Source organism: Paenibacillus sp. N3.4, from assembly GCF_008017805.1.
GTDB lineage: Bacteria > Bacillota > Bacilli > Paenibacillales > NBRC-103111 > Paenibacillus_E.
This window is the reverse complement of record NZ_VRTT01000009.1, coordinates 100522-119663: the sequence shown is the minus strand read 5'-3', so window position 1 is coordinate 119663 and position 19142 is coordinate 100522. Positions and strand designations below refer to the sequence as shown.

Below are 19142 nucleotides of genomic sequence, written 5' to 3'. Positions count from 1 at the left end.
ACTTAAGTCAAGAGAGCAATGAATGGGGGAAATTAAAACTCTGCCAAAAAAAGTGCAAATTCCGTATGTGCAAATAGCCCCAGCTTCTCAAAGAAGCTGGGGCTATATCGATCATGATGGAAAAAGGATTACGCTACAGCGGATTTGCGTTCTGCGACATAGCAAGCAATCCCCACAATAAGAGCCAGTCCTACGAGCACGGCACCGACCCAAGGGAGGGCTGTTATAGCCAGATGAGTAATGACCCATCCTCCAATGAAAGCACCAGCTGCATTTCCTAGATTACCAGCTGAATGGCTGGAGGTAGAAGCAAGTGCTGGCGCCGCTTGTGCGAGGCTCATGATTCGCACTTGCAGCCCCGGAAACACAGCGAAGGAAGCGGCTCCCCATAGAAATATAGTCAATACGGCAGCTGTTGGACTATAAATGGTAAAGGTGAATAGGGTAAGGAGGACACATATTGCAAAGTAAAGTCCCAGTACAGAAGGCATTAGCTTCCAGTCCGCAAGCTTCCCTCCGACGATATTGCCCATGGTTACGCCACAGCCGAAAAGGACTAGAATCCAAGTTACGCTATGTTCGGCAAAGCCGGTGATTTCCGTGAGCAGTGGCGTAATATAGGTAAATACGGTGAATAAGCCGGCGTTGCCTAGTGCTCCAATCAACAGGAATAAAAGGAGCTTTGGCTTGATAAGAGCGCTAATTTGCCGAACGATACTCGCTGGTTTGTCTTGCTGGATTTGCGGTATGAAGATAAGTATGCCTACTAATGCTATGACTCCCATGATCGCAATGGCACCAAACGAGGAGCGCCACCCCATATGTTGACCGATAAACGTGCCCAGAGGAACACCGATAATATTGGCAATGGTCAGACCAGCCATCATAATAGATACGGCCCCGGCTCGTTTGTCCGGGCGAACAAGATTAGAAGCGATAACAGCCCCAACACCAAAAAATGTCCCATGTGTCAATGCCGTTATTATGCGGGCACCCATCATGACGGCATAGTTTGGAGCGAAAACAGAGATTCCGTTACCGAGAATAAATAAAAGCATTAGCAGAAGTAATAGTTTCTTTTGCGGAATTCGGTGCGTGAGGACAGTCAGTATAGGAGCACCTACTGCTACCCCAAGGGCATACATAGTAATGAGCTGCCCTGCGGATGAGATGCTGACTTGCAAATCCGCTGCGACATTCGGAAGCAGACCCATAATGACAAATTCGGTCATTCCAATCGCGAAGGCGCCAACGGTAAGAGAAAGTATAGAGATGGGAAACGGTTCTTTGATTGCTTGTTTCTTGGTCATACGTTGAGATAACGCCATGATGTCAATATCAACCTTTCTGCGGTGTGTATGAAAGCTTGTCGTACAGGTCAATAAGACCTGTTTCATATTATTAAGTTTTCTGAGCATATAATCAAGATATTTCGTTTAAAGAATAAGTAAAAAAGGTGGTCCTTTACATATAGTGCACTGGGGAGAGCGCGAAATGCTTAAACAGAAGTATTTTCTCGATATAATCAAACGCTAATCCTCAAAGTGAATTCCAAACAAGGTATCCCTAGTACAATCTCTAATCTATCTTTAAGGTTTCTCCTTTATACTGAGGTACTAGAACTATTTTGCAAACCGTGATGCCGTGTTACTTGGGAGGGTTAATGTGAGGATTTTGGTTGTTGAGGACGATTTTTATTTGTTGAAAACGATTACTACCCTATTTGAAGAGGAAGGGTACCAGGTCGATAGAGCGCAAGCGGGGGACGACGGGTGTTACTTGGCAGAACAAGGAATTTATGATGTGCTCGTTCTCGACATTATGCTGCCGGAAATGGATGGACTGGAGATTGTTCGCCAGCTTCGTGCTAAGCAGTTTGTGACGCCTGTGTTATTTTTGACTGCCAAAGACAACGTTGAGGATCTAGTGAAAGGCCTTGATTCGGGAGCAGATGATTACTTGACGAAACCTTTTGAAGTGCCAGAGCTTCTGGCCCGCGTGCGCGCCTTGCTGCGAAGGAACGGAACGATCGGAAGCGAGGGGGAGTTAATCTACAAGAGGCTTTCGTTAAGTATGAGAAACCGCGAAGCCAATATCGACGGCCAACCGTTCGAATTGACGCAAAAAGAATACGAGCTGCTTGAATTTTTATTAAGAAATCGAGAGCAAATTCTGACTCGTGAACAAATCTGCTCCCGGGTGTGGGGGCTCGATTCGGAAATAGGATTAGGCGTTGTCGATGTGTATATTTTTTATTTGCGTAAAAAGCTGAAAGCCTATCAGTATGACCATGTCGTGCAAACGGTCCGGAACGTTGGTTATATGCTAAAGGAGAATGTGGCATGTTCAACAAAACGCGAATCCGTCTGACAACGCTGAATGCGATCGTATTTTTCATCATACTTACATGCTTTAGCCTGATCATTTACACGCAGCTGCGACATCAGTTGTTCGCCAAAATAGATGTCTCTCTCGCAGAACGGATTGAGGGGTTAAATAAGCTGCCAGAGCAAAACAGGACTTTATTCTATACAACACAAGGATCGCCGATGTTGCCAGGCGATCCAGACTTGAAAACATCAACGAAAACGATGATTCGGTACCAAGTGATGGATCCCAGGATTTTCTTGATATTGTGGGATGATCAAGGAGGCGCCGTCCCTCTATTGCCGATTACGGATGGAGGAAAGGATACGATGGCTCGTTTCGGTGACTTCAAGTCCGCTCAAACCCCGCAAACGGTTAAAATCAACGGTCACGTTTACCGAACTTCTGCTGTCACCTTTAGTCAGCCGATGGATGTCAGCTCGCTGAATGTAATCGGAATGCAAGCAGTAACAACGCAGATTGACAGCAAAAGTCCGACTCGGGTTGTAAGCGTCCAAGCGATCGGAAATGTCGATTCTGAGGAAAATATGTTATCCAATTTACTTAGGCTGATTGCGTTCGGTGTCATCCTGGGCGGAGCGGCAACCGTCATGGCGGGTTTTTATTTGGCCAATAAAGCGCTGCTGCCGATACATAAGGCATGGGATAAACAGCGGCAATTCGTAGATGATGCATCACATGAGCTGCGAACTCCGCTTTCAATCATTCACGCCAATGCAGAACTGGTATTCCGTCATCCTGATCGTACCATCTTGGAGATGAGCGAACCGATTGCGATGGTGCTGCACGAGTCGAAGCGAATGGCCAAACTGACGGATCAACTGCTCACTTTGGCGCGGACGGATTCCAATCAGGAAGAACTTTTTATCAAAGCAGTACCTCTGGAACCGTTGATACGCGAAGTGATCCAAAAGCTTGGGCCACTTGCGGAGACCAAACAAATTCGGCTGGAAGCCAATGCATCAATGGATCTGGTGGTTCGCGGCGACCCTGAACGGCTTCATCAATTGTTGATTATTTTGTTGGATAACAGTTTGAAGAACACCCCGGAGAACGGCTCCATTCAAGTTAGTTCGAGCAAAACAGGCAGTCACGTCACGATCGTCGTGAAAGATACCGGTTCAGGGATATCAGCGGAAGACTTACCGCTTATTTTTGATCGCTTTTATCGCGGAGACAAAGCGCGAAACCGCAGGGACAACAGCACAGGACTAGGCCTAGCGATTGCCCGATGGATCGTGGATAAGCATAGCGGTACGATCTCTGTCCAAAGTCGTTTGGGTGAAGGAACTACGATGACGGTCCAACTGCTCGCAGAGCGATAGCCATAACATCATGCCACTATTGTCCGCCGAAAGGCGGGCTTTTTTTGTTCAGCCATGCTCTAATCCATTTCTAATTTTTCAATGCGAGAATGATTGTAGGTGAGGTTACTCTTGGGATGAAAGTTCCTCCTGCAATGGCCAGCATAGGAGCTAGGAGCCGATACTTTGAAAGGAGGACTGAGGATACTGAAATACTTGCGATACAAGGAGGGCGCCACGGCTGCACTATTTCTGCTGCCGAGCTTGGCAGGGGTTTCCTTGTTCTTCCTGATTCCCTTCGTTATGGGGATTTATTACTCCTTGATGGATAGTCCTATACAAGGGTCGTTCGTGGGCCTTGCCAATTATCGCGAGCTGCTCGGCAATGCCGTGTTTCAGCAGGCAGCGACGAACACACTGCTGTTTACTATAATCAGCGTGCCTCTTAATATGATTTTGTCGTTGGGGCTAGCCATGCTGCTGGGTGGGAACATCCCCTTCCGCAACTGGTTCCGCATTGCTTGCTTGGTCCCGCTCGTCGTGCCGGTGGCGTCCGTGGTACTCATTTGGAAAGCCGTATTCGATCTGCATGGGACGCTGAACGAAGGACTCGCTCACTGGGGAATCGGACCGACGGACTGGATGGAAAGTCGGTCGGCGATGCTGGTCGTGATTGTCGTCTATTTGTGGAAAAACGTCGGGTACAATATGGTGCTGTTTCTCGCTGGGCTGCAAAATATCCCAACTGAATATTACGAAGCAGCTGCCATGGATGGGGCAGGTAAATTTAGAAAATGGACGACGATTACGCTCGTTTATCTGACGCCAACAACTTTCTTTGTGTTTATTATGTCGATCGTCAACTCTTTCAAAGTTTTCAGAGAAACGTATCTGATCGCCGGCGACTACCCGAATTCAAGCATCTATATGCTCCAGCACTACATGAACAATATGTTCAAATCGTTGGATTATCAGAAGTTGACCTCGGCCGCTTTTATCATGGCTTTGATCATTGTGGTTCTGGTACTGGTCTTGTTCTGGGTGGAGCGGCGCATTGCAAAGTCGCTCGCTTAACTCAATTACTGCCAATTTTGAACGGAAGCGAGGTGCATGATGGAAACTAGCAGGCCTGTAAGACCATCAGGACTGATAGGAACGAAGAAATCAGCCTCCGCGAGGAGGCGAAATGCTCGGATTGGCAGACAAACGGCGCTAATCGCGGTATTGTCAGTGCTGGCTGCAGCATTTATTTTTCCACTGGTGATGACGTTTACGAATTCATTTATGTCCGAAACAGAGATATCTGCTAATTATGCAGCGATCTCCGGCAGTATATCTGATCAGAGCGATGGTGGCGGGAGCCAATTCGTCAAACTGAAGTGGATTCCGGATCTTGCGACACTGTCTCAATACTATACTGTATTGATCAAGAAACCGCAGTTTTTGTTCTTATTCTGGAACTCAGTGTTAATGACATTGCCCATCATCGTCGGTGGAATCGTTGTCGCTTCTCTCGCGGCATACGCATTTTCCCAGCTGCGCTTCCGTTTACGCGAGCCGCTCTTTTTTATGTACATTGTCACGATGCTGATGCCTTATCAAGTAACTCTCGTGCCGAATTTTATCGTAGCAGATCGACTCGGGTTGATCGATTCTTATTTTTCTATCATTTTCCCGGCATTTTTGGTGCATTCGGTGTCTTCTTGCTACGGCAGTTTATGATGGCAATTCCTTATAGTTATATCGAGGCAGCAAGGGTAGATGGAGCAGGCCATCTGTATATTTTTGGAAGGATTGTTCTACCTATGTGCACAACGGGAATTGCCGCGCTTTCCATCCTTATTTTCATCGATAACTGGAATATGGTGGAGCAGCCGCTCATCTTTCTAAACGACGCCAACAAGCAGCCGCTATCCGTCTATTTAGCGCTTATCAGCGAAGGTGAACGTGGTATTGCCTTTGCTGCTTCGGCTCTGTACATGCTTCCGCTTATTTTGATAGCGCTGTACGCGGAGCGTTATTTGGTCGAAGGCATTCAGCTGTCCGGAATCAAAGGGTAAAGAGCAGGAGGTACATGCATCATGGAAATTATACAAGCTTCTTCAGACAATGAACGAGTCAGGAAGAAAACGATTCGGCGGGCAATCGTTGGATTCGTCTTTGTCATGGTTGTATTCACATTTTTTTCTAAAACATTGCTCCATCTATCGCTGCCGCAGGTAACGATTGAAAAACCGGCTCCCGGTGCGCTTTCGCACGAAGTCACAGGTTCGGGCACGGTAGAGGCGGCAGAGACGATAGACCTGTATATCAATGTGAACTGGGCTGTGAGAGAAGTGGCCGTTCAAGTCGGCGACGAGGTGAAGCCTGGACAAGAGCTTGTCTCGTTTCAGACACAGGATGCGGAAAATTCGCTGAAGGACAATCAGGCAAGGTATCAGCAGAAACAATTAAGCTTGGAAAAGCTGCAGGAGAGTTTCTTGGCAGCGGCCCGAAACGGTGACGAAAGCCAAATGCGCGGCATTTCCCGGGATATCGAAAGCGCGAAGCTTGACCAGCAGATCCAAGAGCGGGCGATTGCCAATTTGCAGCGCCAACTCGAGGACTTCACAAGGCTTACATCGCAGATCGCCGGTATCGTTACGGAAGTGAATGCAGTGAAAGGCGCCCCCGTGCAGAATGGAAAAGCGGCCGTTGGCATTGCTGATTTGTCCAAAGGTCATCTCCTCAAGGCACTTGTTAGCAACGCCAAAGCTCAGTATGTGAACGTGGGAGACGTAACGGAACTCACTTTTGCAACACTGAAAAACACTCGTATAAAAGGAAAAGTAACCGATATCCGAGACGCTGCTGCAAGCCAAGGGAGCGCAGTCACACAAGCGGGACAAAACGGAAATTTGCGCGATCAGAAAAAAATTTCCTTCGCCTTGCAGGATGAACGATTGAAGGGAGGTGAAACCGGCGAATTCGATATCGTCAAAAAAGTGCCTCCTACTTCACTCTTGCTTTCGAACGATGCGATCCGAGAAGACGACAACGGAAAGTATGTGCTTGTGATGAAAGAAAAGAAAGGGCCATTGGGCAGTGAATACTTTTTACAGCGGGCTTCGGTACAAGTGGGGGATGCAGACGATCAGAAAACGGCCATTATCAACGGCGTCACTTCGATGGACAAAGTGGTTGCATCCAGCAACAAACCGGTAGCGGACGGTGACCGGATCATCGAAACCCGATAGTCCTTTGGCATTTGTACATACATATTCGTTCCAAGAGCAGCATTCGAATTCGCATAAAAAGGAGTAACAGAACATGCTGGGTGCCAAACTCGCTTCATGGATGGTATTTGCCGGCGTGCTGTTGATGGTTGCCAGCGCAGGACTGCTATCATCCGTCATTACGGACTGGGAGCAAACGAATGGATCTCATCAATTGAATAAGCTGGCTGCTAACGTCGATACATCCGTTGCGGCAACAAGTACAACGGGTCTAACTTTACAGGATGCAGAAAAGCTGGCGAAAGTGTGGAACACGCAGATTACATATAGCGCGGGGGAGCGGGGGAATGCGAAGGCCGGTATAAACAAGGCGAACTGCCATATCATCGGCGTCAATGAGTACTACCGTGATTTTACTCACATGAGGATGATTGCTGGCACCACGATTACATTAACCTCAGTGGGCGAACATAGCAGAGTTGCGGTAATTAGCGCAAAAGTTTCCGATCAGCTTTATCATTCGGTCCAAGTGGTTGGCAAAACGATTGAATTGTGGGGTGTCCCCTTTACAGTCATCGGTGTTTTTTACGATCATGACTCGCTTATTAAACAAATGGCCGGTGACGGCATTCCAGATGTGCTCATCCCTGTCACAACCATGCTGGATATCCGCCCTGAGTTGAAAATCATCAACATCGAGCTGGCGGCTAAATCGGATGCTGCTTTGGGCGGGCGCACCGATGTTCAACATGCGCTGACGGCTATCGGCCAAAATCCGACGCAATTCCGAATCGACAACAACATCAGCGATCATACTTGGATCGCACAGCAAAAATCACTGCTGCTATTCATTTACGGAATAATTGCCGTCTATTTATGTCTTCGGTTTGTACCCAGTCAAATGTCCATCGTGTATGCTCGACTGAAGAGTAGGCTAGTCATGGAAAACTGGCAAGACGCTCTGAATATCGAGAGAACAATGCTAGTAAAGCACGGTCTGGTCGTCATCTGTCTGATTGCGGTCGCTGCCATACTATGGAAATGGATCGCCTTTCAACTCTACATTCCGCCGGACTGGATACCCGAAGAGATCATCGACTTGCCTTTTTATATGGATAAGCTGCGAAATTTGTGGCAGCAGAACATTCTGCTGGCGGGCTATCTTCCTTCGTCTCAGGAAGCACTTACGGCCGCAGCCGGGAAACTTACGGGATGGCTGTTGATTACAGGTGTTGTGATGGGACTGCCGTTATTTCTGCTCGGGGTCCGGATGTGGGCGATCACTAGAATACCATTATTAAAGCAACTGGTGATCCTTTTGTTCTTTGTTCCGGCTGCCACAGCCATCACTTTTGCTGCAGCTCGCTGGGCGGGTATGGACTACCTGATCGACCTAAGAGACATCACGGTTTCAGGCGTGTTGTTTACCGTGACTGCCGTGTACTTTCAAAATCAAAAAACCATAAAGGGAGTGTTGATGAATAATGAAGAAAACCATGATTAACAAATCGGTCATCGCTTGTACCCTAATTTCTATGCTTTCCTTAACCGCATGCCAGGACAAAAACGCAGCGCCCGCTGCTTCAGGAACGAAGACGGTTACCTTTTCCGTCATGACTTCGGATCGTTTTCTCGAGCTTGCCAAGCAAAAGTTCGAAGAGAAGCACCCAGATATCAAAATCGAAATCAAGGAGAGCATTGCCGCTCCGCAAATGCAGCAGAATGCACAAACGCAGCAAAAAGGCGTGATGCTTATGACTGGCAAGCCCGATCCCAAAAATGTCGAGAAATACGTCAGTTCGGTCAACACGGAGCTGATGAGCGGCAAAGCATCTGATATTATCGTCATGGATAATTTGCCTTTCAAAAAATATGCAGACAAAAAATTACTGGAAAATATTGGCGACCTGATGAGCAAAGATGCGTCATTTCCATGAAAGATTATTATACGAACATCTTCGATGCGATGAAATATAATGAGAAATTGTATGAGGTTCCAATCAAGGTGGGATTGAACATGATGCTTGGCAATCAGGCTGTTGTTGGCGGCGAGAAGATCGACGACAGTAAATGGACCTGGGGAGACTTTACAACCATGAGCAGAAAACTGATGAAGGACCAAAACCATGTGTATCCGCTCAATCGCATTGAGCCTGACGAGTTAATGACCATGCTCTTAAACAGCAGTTTCAGTCGTTTCATAGATGCAGGTGGGAAAAAGGCGAAATTCGACTCACAGGAATTTATCAGCCTACTGAAATCAGCCAAATCAATGTACGATGACAACATCATCCCTCCGCAAAAAGTGGATGCGAACAGCACTATTTTCCAGAATAAAGGAGGCATACGCACATATATGGATATGGTGACGATGCCGCAGATGTTCTATGACGGAAAAGCAGAGTATTACAACCTGCCATCCGAAAACGATGTAAGGGGCACTTCTTTCACGCCTGGCATACCGCTTGCGATCAACAGTAAATCGACCAATAAGAAAGAGGCGTGGGAATTCGTCAAATTCCTATTATCCGGAGAGATGCAGTCAACGATGGAACTTGGGGGAATCGCCGTCAACAAAAATGGGGCGAAAGCGCAACTAGACTTCTTGAAGACGTTGGGACAAGGGCAGGACGGATCGGTCAAAAAAATGAAAATATTGGTCGACGGCAAGGAGTTTTCACCGAAGGCAGCGGAGGAGAAGGGTATTGCCCGCATTGAGAAAATTGTGAACGGCATTAAAAACTATGCTGAAAGTGAACCGAAAATTACGAAGATTGTCACGGAAGAGAGCATGCCGTTCTTCCAGGGAAATCGATCCGTCGAAGAAACAGCCAAAGTCATTCAAAATAAAGTTAGCACGTATCTACAGGAATAAGGGTTTGGAAGAGGAGAATAGGCTTTGTCTACTTTAACATACAAACGTCTTGCTACTATCGCGCTAGTTGTAGCAATTACCCTGGGTTGTTTCAGCACCACTTTCGCTGCAGGAGCATTTTCTACAGATCCTTCAGCAGCTCTAGGCAGCGTTAAAATTACAGGAAGCAGCTATGCCGAGCTGAAGCAGATCGATTTACTGCCTGATCAGAGCGGCAAGCTGGCTGTTTTTACGATAATTTTACATAACGAAGGCAACAATGAGCTGATGATTATGGATTACTGGGCCCGACTTAAGAGTAAATCAGGCAATCAATTTACTGCCCGTATGCTTCCTCAGGATAAAGATAAGGATCGGGTTGCCCCAGGATCAAGCACGGACATCACTTTCTACGCGAAGGTGAACGAAAGCACGAATTTGCAAGATTTAGTCATCCAGCTTATTAAAGGGGATTTCAGTCAAGCGAATTTCGAACGAGTTCTTGGGGAGATTGCTATCCCAGATGCTTATTCGAACACGACCGCAGTTGGGGATTCCCATCGTATTTCCGTAAGCGGAACAGATATTAAAGTAACTGTTAGTAAACTTGTCAGCAACAAAAACGAGAAATATCATGTGCCTACCGTTTATTTGACATTTGAAAATTCAGGCACTCAATCTGTTCTTATTCCGACTTATTTGTTCTCAATCCGCACGGCGGAAGGACTGCTCTATCCGCTTGAAGCTAAGGGGCTGCAGGATCGCTCCATCCGTCCTAAGGAGAGTAAAGAGGTGCAGCTTTCCGGAAGTATTCCGATTTCTGTATCTATTGAGGATTGGCAGCTAGTCATCACGGAGAAGGCAGCAGATATCAAATTTAATCTACCAATCGGCGTTTTTCAGCTTCCTGCCGTTTCTCGACAGGATGATAGCTATATGGGCAAGGAATATTCATTTGCTGACAAATCGGGTGTTTATTCAACGCAGTTGAATGCTCTTTATCGTCTTCCATGGGAAGATCAAGATATTTTAACTGCGGACCTTGTCCTATTGAATAAGGGCCCCGAGTCTCTGCCTATTCCAGCGTTATTCGGCTATTTTCTTCTTGATGAAGCGGTAAAAATAGATGCTAAGGTTGTTCAAACAGAGAAAGTGATTGGACTTGGGGTTGGTGATAAAGTCGGATTTCAGCTTGTAGGAAAAATTCCTTATACGCTTAGGTTTTCTAAAATCAAGCTTGTCCTACAGGAGAAACAAGATGTTTCCGATGCGCCCCTAACAGATTTATTGGAATTTACCAGTCAATCTGAGCTGCAACCAGTAGCATTCTTTAACAAATATGAATCATACACGTTGAATGATACAGGTCGTAAAACGGAATTTAAGGTGATTAGCGTTGGCACTTATAAAGGTCAAACGGGAGACTTATTCACAGCGCAAATAGAGGCAACCAACAAAGAAAAGCGTTATACGAATCTGCCAAAGTTAGTTGCTCATTTCAGGGCAGACGACGGAACCGTCTTTCCTGCCTCTATTGAAGAAATAAAAAATAAGATTGGGCCAAGCGGCAAAGCGCTTCTTCATGTATACGCTACTCTGCCAGCTAGCTACTCGAAAGAGAACATGCAGCTATTAATTGGGGAAGCTGTTACGGAAGGACTGATGACAGAAGGCGATAAGAAGGCAGATTCTTATGTGAAGCCAGCAGCTTTCCGGCTGCCTGAAGAGAAAGAGGAAGTCAAAGACAAATTAACTGGCGTGAAATTGCATCCATATACCATTACAATTAACCGGATTGGTACTACCATTGAAAATAGTAAACTTACGCTTAAGTTTGATTACGAGATTACTAAAGATTTGTTGATCGAAGGGAATAGGGAAGGACATAAATTGGTCATTGTGTTCGAAGATAGCAAGGGAAGGAAGTCCTTTGAGAGGGCTTTCGAAACCAAAGATATTGAAGCAGTGGATACAGTGTCGGATGTTTCTACAGATACTTCCAAATTGAAGCTTGGTAAGCATGAAAATTCGCATATTTCTGTTACCGATGCAGAATTGATTTATAAGCAAGAATTCCTTAAGCAGTACAGTCTTAGTCTTTATGATGAATTTCAAAACCAGAGGAAGCTGTTGGCTACACAAAAAGCCGATTGGTTTATTTATACGGATTAAATGCGATAGTGAAAAAGTAACATTTTTTTAAGAATAGCGTGTTATGCTATAGTGAAGATTAGAAAAAACAATGAATATCAAAGGAGAATTGGAATGACAATGATACAGGGGACCAAAGAAAATCCATGGAAATTAAAAACGCCTCCTCAATCATCCGATTATGAAATGTATAAGGACGAAAAGGATGGAGTAGCTATTATAGTATGCACAGTAGGTAAAACGGTCCTACACTATGATTATCGTTGTCTGGATGACTTACATGCTATGCTCAAACAACATGGTGATTGGATCGAGCTGGGCAGCGCTGATGAGCAAAAACCTGCTAAAGAAGGCACGGTTGAAGCTTGGGGGCGTTCACCTGAAAATCCAGTAGGTGGTTGGTACGGTTTGAAAAAAGGCTTGCGGGGTCGATTTGGCATGTACATCCCTCCTCTAATGGAAGAATTAGGTCTTGCGGAAGTAGAACACAATGCAAGGAATAATCGCATGAGGGCCATCTAATAACTAAACAACTAAGTACATGAAATCAATAAAAAAGCTGCCATTGTGGCAGCTTTTTGTGTTTCCGGGCGGTTATGCTTTAAGGTACTACAGTAACTTAGTACTATTTCTTTTGTTATTTTCAGATAAACTGATGTCATAGTAATAAAAATGTGCAAAATAGGGTGGGGGGATATTATGAAAGAGAATGATTTTTTTAAAGCCAATTATCCATTTGATTTTATCATGTTTTCAACATCTCACGTGGTCTGCATCATTATTTTATTCATAGCGGCATTTGCCATGTACATGTTTAGAGATAAAATATATGCCAATAAACGGTTGAAACGGAGTATTCGATACACGTTAATTATCTGTTTAATTCTACCTGAGGCCTGCCTGGATATATGGTATATAGGGGAGAAAACGTGGGATATCAGAACTACTTTGCCGTTAGAATTATGTAGTATAACCCTCATCTTATCGATAATCATGCTGTACACGAGAAGCTATTTACTGTATCAAATTCTTTTTTTCGCAGGAATAAGTGGGGCTCTTCAAGCGATAATGACACCGAATCTATCCTATCCATTCCCGCATTTTCGTTTTTTTCATTTCTTTATTGTACATATGGCGATTATTCTGGCGCCTTTGTACATGACTTGGGTAGAAAAATATAAACCAACCTGGAAATCGATAGGATTAGCTATGATTTTCTTAAACATACTTTTAGTTTTTGTTGGAATGATTGATTTTATTGTTCATGCTAACTATATGTTTCTCATGAATAAACCTAACACTGCCTCATTATTAGATTTCCTTGGGCCATACCCGTATTACTTACTATCGGAGGAAGTCATTGCTTTTGTTTTTTTTATCATCATGTTTGTGCCATTTATGATTAGGAAGAAAAAAATGTCTGCATATAAACCTTCGACATCTTGAAGGTTTATATGCAGAGGCAGAGCCAGAGGGAATAATCTGAAGTTTTTAAGCAAAGATCGTACCGTAAAGCAGGTACACATTTAAAACAGCGATAATGATAGCGATCACCCAAGACATCCTGGACAGCCATTTAGGAGCAACAAATTCGCCCATTTTCCTTTTGTCGGAGGTGAATATCACCAGTGGAATGACAGCAAATGACAACTGCAGGGAAAGAATAACTTGACTTAGAATTAAGAGATCGCCGGTTCCTTTTTCACCGTATAGCCCAATTACGATAACTGCCGGCACGATGGCGATCAGTCGGGTAATCAATCGCCGTATCCAAGGTTTCAGTCGGATGTTCAAGAAACCCTCCATGACGATTTGACCGGCCAAAGTTCCTGTTAAGGTAGAGTTTTGCCCTGAGGCTAGTAAGGCGACCGCAAATAGTACACTAGCCATGCTAGTTCCCAGCAAAGGAGTCAGCAGTTGATATGCATCTTCGATTTCCGCTACTTCCGTATGGCCAGAAGTATGAAAGGCGGCAGCAGCCAGAATTAATATAGCTGCATTCACGAATAGAGCCAACATTAATGCGACGGTTGAATCGATCGTCGCAAATTTAATTGCGGAACGTTTTCCTTCGGACGTTTCCTCGTACTTTCTTGTTTGAACAATAGCAGAGTGCAGGTATAGGTTATGCGGCATGACAGTTGCCCCCAGAATCCCTAGAGCAATGTAAAGCATTGCCGGATTTTTAATGATTTCAGCACTTGGCACAAATCCACCCATAATACCAACAATATCCGGCTTGGAGAGAAACATTTCAATACCAAAACAGACAAAGATCGTAACGATTAAGGAAATCACTATGGCTTCGATATAGCGGAAGCCTTTATTTTGCAGCATGAGAACGAGGATAACATCGAACGAAGTAATCAATACGCCATATAACAGGGGAAGCCCGAATAATAAGTTTAAGGCAATGGCAGAGCCAATCACCTCAGCCAGGTCACACGCGGCTATGGCCAGTTCGCATAAAACCCAGAGTCCGAAATTCACAGGTTTACTATAATGATCACGGCATGCCTGCGCAAGATCTCTGCCTGTTGCGATGCCTAATCGAGCCGTTAAGGATTGAAGTACAATAGCCATCAGGTTTGAAATTAGGATGACGGACAATAATTGATAATTGTATACGGACCCTCCAGCTATACTGGTTGCCCAGTTCCCAGGATCCATATAACCCACGGCAACCAGATAGCCGGGACCGGCGAAGGCTAGGAGCTTCCGGAAGAAGCTTCCCTTTGTTGGGATAGGGAGGGTTTTGTAAACTTCCGGGAGACTGTTTGAAACTCTTTTTCGCCTCCATCCTGCCTCTGGGGATGACAGAGGTTTTGATTCTTGAACAACAGGTTCCATTGGACAACCTTCTTTCCTTTACACAATAGTTTTGTCTTAGGGCAACATTAAGGGCGGAAAAATATGTATTTCTTGATATCTACAATATTATCCTACACCAAAAAAATTGCCTGTACAACAAAAAGTTTCACTAGGGAAAGAAAATGCGCTTTATTTTTCCGACTAATTAGATTATAATCATTATTATAAAGTTGGTTATAGGCAAAAAAATTGAATGAAGTAAAAACGAGAATCATTCTCGTTCAACGTGCTGCTCCTTAAAGGAGCAGCATGTGCTGTTTTAAGGGAGTTAATAATGGATTTCATTCTCAATGAGGAGGAGTGATGGTGATGAGACAGGTTTTTCAAACGGCAGATGGCTGCGCCAAACAACAGGATGTTAAACTTTCCAAAACAAAGGATAAAGAAGGAAGAGAATGGTTTAATCGTTATGGGGAAGGTCTGGCAGCTTTAACAAGTGGGATATTCATTGCTATTGCATGGGGGATAGGAAGCAGTTCCCAATTATGGTCAATTGTTTTCTATTTGATCGCTTTTGGTGTGGGGGGATTTGTGAAGGCCAAGGAAGGCTTGCACACCCTTATTGCGGAACGTGACCTGGACGTCAACTTGCTGATGCTCATTGCGGCAGCTGGCGCAGCAGTATCGGTTACTGGACAGAAGGTGCGGTACTTATCTTTATTTTCTCGTTCAGCGGAGCTTTGGAAACCTACACCATGGATCGGAGCAGCAGAGACATTTCTTCGTTAATGGATTTGAAGCCGGAGACTGCTGTCTTGTTTAAGGATGGAATAGAGACGATTGTTGCTATTGAAGCTTTGACGGTTGGGGATATCGTTTTGGTCAAACCCGGAGAACGTATTCCATCTGATGGTGTTGTGCTTGATGGGGCATCTGCTGTTAATCAATCCTCTATTACGGGCGAATCGGTTCCGGTGGACAAAGGGGAAGGGGATGAAGTGTTTGCCGGAACGCTGAATGGCCAAGGGGCTTTATTCATTGAAGTAAGTCAATTAAGCGAGTCTACCTTGTTCGCCAAAATCATTCGTCTTGTGCAGGAAGCACAAAGCGAAAAGCCAGCTTCTCAACTGTTTATGGAGAGGTTTGAACGCATCTATGCGAAGTTGATCATTTTGATTTGCTTGCTTTTGATCGTTGTTCCTCCTCTGTTATTCCACTTGGCATGGGATCAAACCTTTTACAAAACGATGGTGTTTCTGGTTGTAGCGTCACCTTGTGCGCTGGTCGCTTCCATTATGCCTGCTATGCTGTCGGCCATATCCAATGGAGCGAGAAAGGGGCTTCTTTTTAAGGGAGGCGCGCATCTTGAAAATCTTGCAACCATCAAGGCTATTGCATTTGATAAGACTGGAACATTGACATCAGGAAAGCCCGTAGTTACGGATATCCTTTCATTCCATCAATTAGATGAGGCAGAAGTGCTGAGCATTGCCGCATCGTTGGAAAGCTTGTCCGAGCACCCGTTAGCCAAAGCTATCGTACTTGAAGCTCAGGCACAAGGGGTGGTTCTTGATCGCCCATCTGATTTCCGTACGCTTACGGGTTGGGGAGTTCAAGCACAATGGAAAGGGGATTTGTGGAAAATAGGGAAACCTGCCTTTCTGGATGATGCATTTAGGACGGAAGAATTGAAGTCAGTCATTGACAGGCTGGAACGTGAGGGGAAGACCGTAACGGTGATGCACAATTCGCAGGGAGTTGCCGGTGTAATCGCCTTACGAGACAAAATTCGATCTGAGGCTAAACAGGCAGTCGCCATGCTCAGAGATTTAGGTGTTCAAGTTGCTATGTTAACAGGCGATCAGAAACAAACTGCTGATGCAATTGGCAAAGAACTTGGGATTGAACTGGTTTATGCCGATTTATTGCCGGAAGATAAAGTGAGCCGAATCAAGGAGCTGAAGCAAACCTTCGGCAGCATTGCGATGGTCGGTGACGGCGTCAATGACGCTCCTGCCCTGGCAACGGCTACTGTAGGAGTTGCTATGGGAGTAGCCGGAAGCGACGCGGCGCTTGAAACAGCAGATTTGGTGTTAATGAATGATGATATAGGGAAAATTGCTGGAGCCATTGTACTTGGCAAACGAACAAAAGTTATCATCAAACAAAATATTATTTTTGCTATGACCATTATCATCACGTTAATCACAGCCAATTTTATCCAAGGCATTGCGCTACCTTTAGGGGTAGTTGGGCATGAGGGAAGCACGATCCTAGTCATCCTTAACGGATTGAGATTATTGCGTCATCGAGAAATTATCCAAACCAAACGAGTAGGCAAATCATCATTAAAAGTCTAAGGATAAATGAGAATGTGGCCACTTTTTCGTGTCCATGACCATGCGTTTCCGGAATGCAACCACGTTGCCCAAGCTTTCAACCTGACTGGCATAGCTGACTCCAATGGATGAACCTTCAGGAAGATTGTGCAGCGACATGGACATGATGAGCAGGAAGGACTTGGCATCCAATCGTCCGCCTGTTTTCGAATGGTTGATATGAACATGAGGAAGGTATTGTTCCAATACACCCAACGTTAAAACGCCTAATAGTACGCCGCAGCATAGTACGAACAGATTGGATAGCTTTAATGCGGTAGGTATTAAGCCATAAACGGAAGCAGCAACCATGATGCCCGCTGTCAAGGCCAGTAGATGATCAATCAAATCTATTTCGTATAGGTATATGTACAACCTGTGAAAATAGAATGAACGACCATGATGTGCGGTTCTCATGAAAAAAAGATGCGGGTGCACTTATCGTGCGACCCTGCATCTTAATAGGGGGTCATTTTTGTTTCATGATTACAATACCAATCACAATAACACCTAAACCGACCCAGGTTTTCCAATTGGGTATCTCTTTCAGAAATAAGTACCCCATGATTAATGAGATCAAGATCTCCAAACACTTCGCAGCTACAAGAACATAGCTTAAATTTTCGGTTGATTTATAGCCAAACCTGACACCATAGCCAATGCACATATTTGCAATTAAAAATAGAGGCAACATCAGCAGTTGAAACTTTAAAGTTGACCAAAAATGCACATCAATATGCTTGTTTTGATAAGAAAAAATAAAGTTGATAACGGATAAGCCTCCGAATAGGAGTGTGAAACTGTACAAGTAGAACATTGGAACCTCCAATCTTGGCATTGCTCCGATTCATGTTTTTATTACGCGAAGATTGGTGATTCAGAATGGCATTCATTCGTTATTAATGTTTCCTGAAGCCAACTTTTTTATCCTCGTACAGGATTTCGTGAATATTTGGAATGAACGGATTGAATATTCGTGGAAATCGGATATAATGATGATAATGATTATCGTTATTATATCCGGTGAGGAGTTTTGAAAATGGATGTTCTGTTTCCGTTAACTACAATCGTCTTGGTTGTTCTTGGAGCATTTTGTATATTTATTTCCATCGATAACAATAGAAGAACCCTGCCTAAAAGAACGGACCACATGGACAATAAACCGCACATTTATTCCATGACTTCGACTAAAAAAATTGAGGGTTAGAACATAATAAGATTCGTGAGTTCAATAAAAAGCTGCCATAGTGGCAGCTTTTTGTGTTATAGATAGTTATGCATGTACCTGATTTTAAGAAATCGGCTTAAATGTAGTTAATAGCAGTTCTATATTTTTCTTAGCGTAATAGACATGCTTGTTGTCTCTGGTAAGTCGGCTTGCCATGATGCCACCTTCAACTGAAGAGAAAATGAAGGATGCGACCGATTCCGTGTCCATATCAGGTCGGAATTCTTTCTCTGAGATTCCCTGCTGGAGTATGCCCTGTATGAATGAAAGCATATGCAGATAGGCGTCCATGGCACGGTCTCGAAGGACAGGGAAGGAATGATCGCTTTCAACGGCTGTATTGAGAAAAGGACATCCACCTTTGATAGGAGGATTGTGAACGGTGTCGCTGTACACATCGCACATGGCAATAATCTTGTCTGTTGCTGTAGTAGCGACTTCCATGGCCGCTGCGAAGTACCCCCATAAGACTTGACCAGCATAGGCAAAAGCCTCTAATGCAATTTCATCTTTATTGGCGAAACTCCGATAAATCCCACCTTTGGTCAAGCCGGTTACGTCCATAATATCCTGTATGGTTGAACCCGCGTATCCCTTTTCGTTGAACAGCACCGCGGATTTCATAATAATTTGCATTCGTGTTTGTTCACCTTTACGCATGTGCAGTTTCCTTTCACCAAAGACGTTAACACTCTCATAAGATTGTAACATTTATTTAGTGAATCATAACATAGATCAGTGTATAATAAAAAAGACCGGACGGTTCGGTCTCGAAACGAAAGAGGGGATGGTTAATCTTTTTTTCTTGATAAG

18 protein-coding genes and 1 pseudogene are annotated in these 19142 nt (G+C 44.6%); 14 read left to right on the top strand and 5 right to left on the bottom strand.

Annotated elements, in window-relative coordinates:
• Nucleotides 1–128 precede the first annotated feature (128 nt).
• Entirely contained in the window at nucleotides 129–1328 is a 1200-nt protein-coding gene (locus tag FU659_RS07280; protein WP_147946939.1) for an MFS transporter, read from the bottom strand.
• A 337-nt stretch (nucleotides 1329–1665) separates the two neighbouring features.
• Here FU659_RS07280 and FU659_RS07275 point away from each other — a divergent pair, with 337 nt between their 5' ends.
• The 11 genes and pseudogenes from FU659_RS07275 to FU659_RS07225 all read left to right on the top strand — a co-directional run bounded on the left by FU659_RS07275 (nucleotide 1666) and on the right by FU659_RS07225 (nucleotide 13358).
• Nucleotides 1666–2370: a response regulator transcription factor gene (locus tag FU659_RS07275; RefSeq protein ID WP_147946938.1), complete on the top strand. Its 705-nt coding sequence runs from the start codon at nucleotides 1666–1668 to the stop codon at nucleotides 2368–2370.
• On the top strand, nucleotides 2343–3713 hold the full coding sequence (locus FU659_RS07270; protein WP_147946937.1) for a sensor histidine kinase: 1371 nt from the start codon (nucleotides 2343–2345) through the stop codon (nucleotides 3711–3713). Before FU659_RS07275 ends, FU659_RS07270 begins: the two co-directional genes overlap by 28 nt.
• A gap of 165 nt (nucleotides 3714–3878) precedes the next feature.
• Nucleotides 3879–4766, top strand: coding sequence for a carbohydrate ABC transporter permease (locus tag FU659_RS07265; protein ID WP_261807669.1), 888 nt, complete (start codon nucleotides 3879–3881; stop codon nucleotides 4764–4766).
• 120 nt (nucleotides 4767–4886) lie between these two features.
• Nucleotides 4887–5752 (top strand): annotated as a pseudogene (locus FU659_RS07260) (carbohydrate ABC transporter permease).
• A gap of 21 nt (nucleotides 5753–5773) precedes the next feature.
• Nucleotides 5774–6928 (top strand): efflux RND transporter periplasmic adaptor subunit, encoded by a 1155-nt coding sequence (locus FU659_RS07255; protein ID WP_147946936.1) that lies wholly within the window; start codon nucleotides 5774–5776, stop codon nucleotides 6926–6928.
• Between the two features lie 73 nt (nucleotides 6929–7001).
• Nucleotides 7002–8411 carry an ABC transporter permease gene (locus FU659_RS07250; protein WP_147946935.1) on the top strand — a complete coding sequence of 470 codons (1410 nt, stop codon included), beginning with the start codon at nucleotides 7002–7004 and terminating at the stop codon, nucleotides 8409–8411.
• On the top strand, nucleotides 8392–8844 hold the full coding sequence (locus FU659_RS07245) for a type 2 periplasmic-binding domain-containing protein (RefSeq protein WP_147946934.1): 453 nt from the start codon (nucleotides 8392–8394) through the stop codon (nucleotides 8842–8844). The genes FU659_RS07250 and FU659_RS07245 overlap by 20 nt, the downstream gene beginning before the upstream one ends.
• Nucleotides 8841–9782 carry an ABC transporter substrate-binding protein gene (locus FU659_RS07240; RefSeq protein WP_147946933.1) on the top strand — a complete coding sequence of 314 codons (942 nt, stop codon included), beginning with the start codon at nucleotides 8841–8843 and terminating at the stop codon, nucleotides 9780–9782. The genes FU659_RS07245 and FU659_RS07240 overlap by 4 nt, the downstream gene beginning before the upstream one ends.
• A 24-nt stretch (nucleotides 9783–9806) precedes the next feature.
• Complete coding sequence (locus FU659_RS07235; protein ID WP_147946932.1) at nucleotides 9807–11933, top strand: hypothetical protein; 2127 nt, start codon at nucleotides 9807–9809, stop codon at nucleotides 11931–11933.
• 93 nt (nucleotides 11934–12026) lie between these two features.
• Entirely contained in the window at nucleotides 12027–12434 is a 408-nt protein-coding gene (locus tag FU659_RS07230) for a DUF6855 family protein (RefSeq protein WP_147946931.1), read from the top strand.
• A 177-nt stretch (nucleotides 12435–12611) separates the two neighbouring features.
• Nucleotides 12612–13358 carry a YwaF family protein gene (locus tag FU659_RS07225; RefSeq protein WP_147946930.1) on the top strand — a complete coding sequence of 249 codons (747 nt, stop codon included), beginning with the start codon at nucleotides 12612–12614 and terminating at the stop codon, nucleotides 13356–13358.
• A 45-nt stretch (nucleotides 13359–13403) separates the two neighbouring features.
• On the opposite strand, the gene FU659_RS07220 is transcribed toward FU659_RS07225, so the two are convergent.
• On the bottom strand, nucleotides 13404–14762 hold the full coding sequence (locus FU659_RS07220) for an Nramp family divalent metal transporter (RefSeq protein ID WP_147946929.1): 1359 nt from the start codon (nucleotides 14760–14762) through the stop codon (nucleotides 13404–13406).
• 330 nt (nucleotides 14763–15092) lie between these two features.
• Here FU659_RS07220 and FU659_RS38730 point away from each other — a divergent pair, with 330 nt between their 5' ends.
• Together FU659_RS38730 and FU659_RS07215 are read left to right on the top strand one after the other, a co-directional pair.
• Nucleotides 15093–15512 (top strand): hypothetical protein, encoded by a 420-nt coding sequence (locus tag FU659_RS38730; protein ID WP_397355236.1) that lies wholly within the window; start codon nucleotides 15093–15095, stop codon nucleotides 15510–15512.
• Entirely contained in the window at nucleotides 15464–17083 is a 1620-nt protein-coding gene (locus FU659_RS07215; protein WP_397355234.1) for a heavy metal translocating P-type ATPase, read from the top strand. The genes FU659_RS38730 and FU659_RS07215 overlap by 49 nt, the downstream gene beginning before the upstream one ends.
• Here FU659_RS07215 and FU659_RS07210 read toward each other — a convergent pair.
• Both FU659_RS07210 and FU659_RS07205 read right to left on the bottom strand, forming a co-directional pair.
• Nucleotides 17072–17449, bottom strand: a complete 378-nt coding sequence (locus FU659_RS07210) for a ZIP family metal transporter (RefSeq protein WP_147946928.1) — start codon at nucleotides 17447–17449, stop codon at nucleotides 17072–17074. The genes FU659_RS07215 and FU659_RS07210 overlap by 12 nt on opposite strands.
• 121 nt (nucleotides 17450–17570) lie before the next feature.
• Complete coding sequence (locus FU659_RS07205) at nucleotides 17571–17918, bottom strand: EamA family transporter (protein ID WP_147946927.1); 348 nt, start codon at nucleotides 17916–17918, stop codon at nucleotides 17571–17573.
• A gap of 222 nt (nucleotides 17919–18140) precedes the next feature.
• Between FU659_RS07205 and FU659_RS35225 the strand changes: the two genes are divergently transcribed.
• Nucleotides 18141–18308 (top strand): hypothetical protein, encoded by a 168-nt coding sequence (locus tag FU659_RS35225; RefSeq protein ID WP_187273962.1) that lies wholly within the window; start codon nucleotides 18141–18143, stop codon nucleotides 18306–18308.
• 84 nt (nucleotides 18309–18392) lie between these two features.
• On the opposite strand, the gene FU659_RS07200 is transcribed toward FU659_RS35225, so the two are convergent.
• Entirely contained in the window at nucleotides 18393–18989 is a 597-nt protein-coding gene (locus tag FU659_RS07200; RefSeq protein ID WP_147946926.1) for a TetR/AcrR family transcriptional regulator, read from the bottom strand.
• Nucleotides 18990–19142 lie beyond the last annotated feature (153 nt).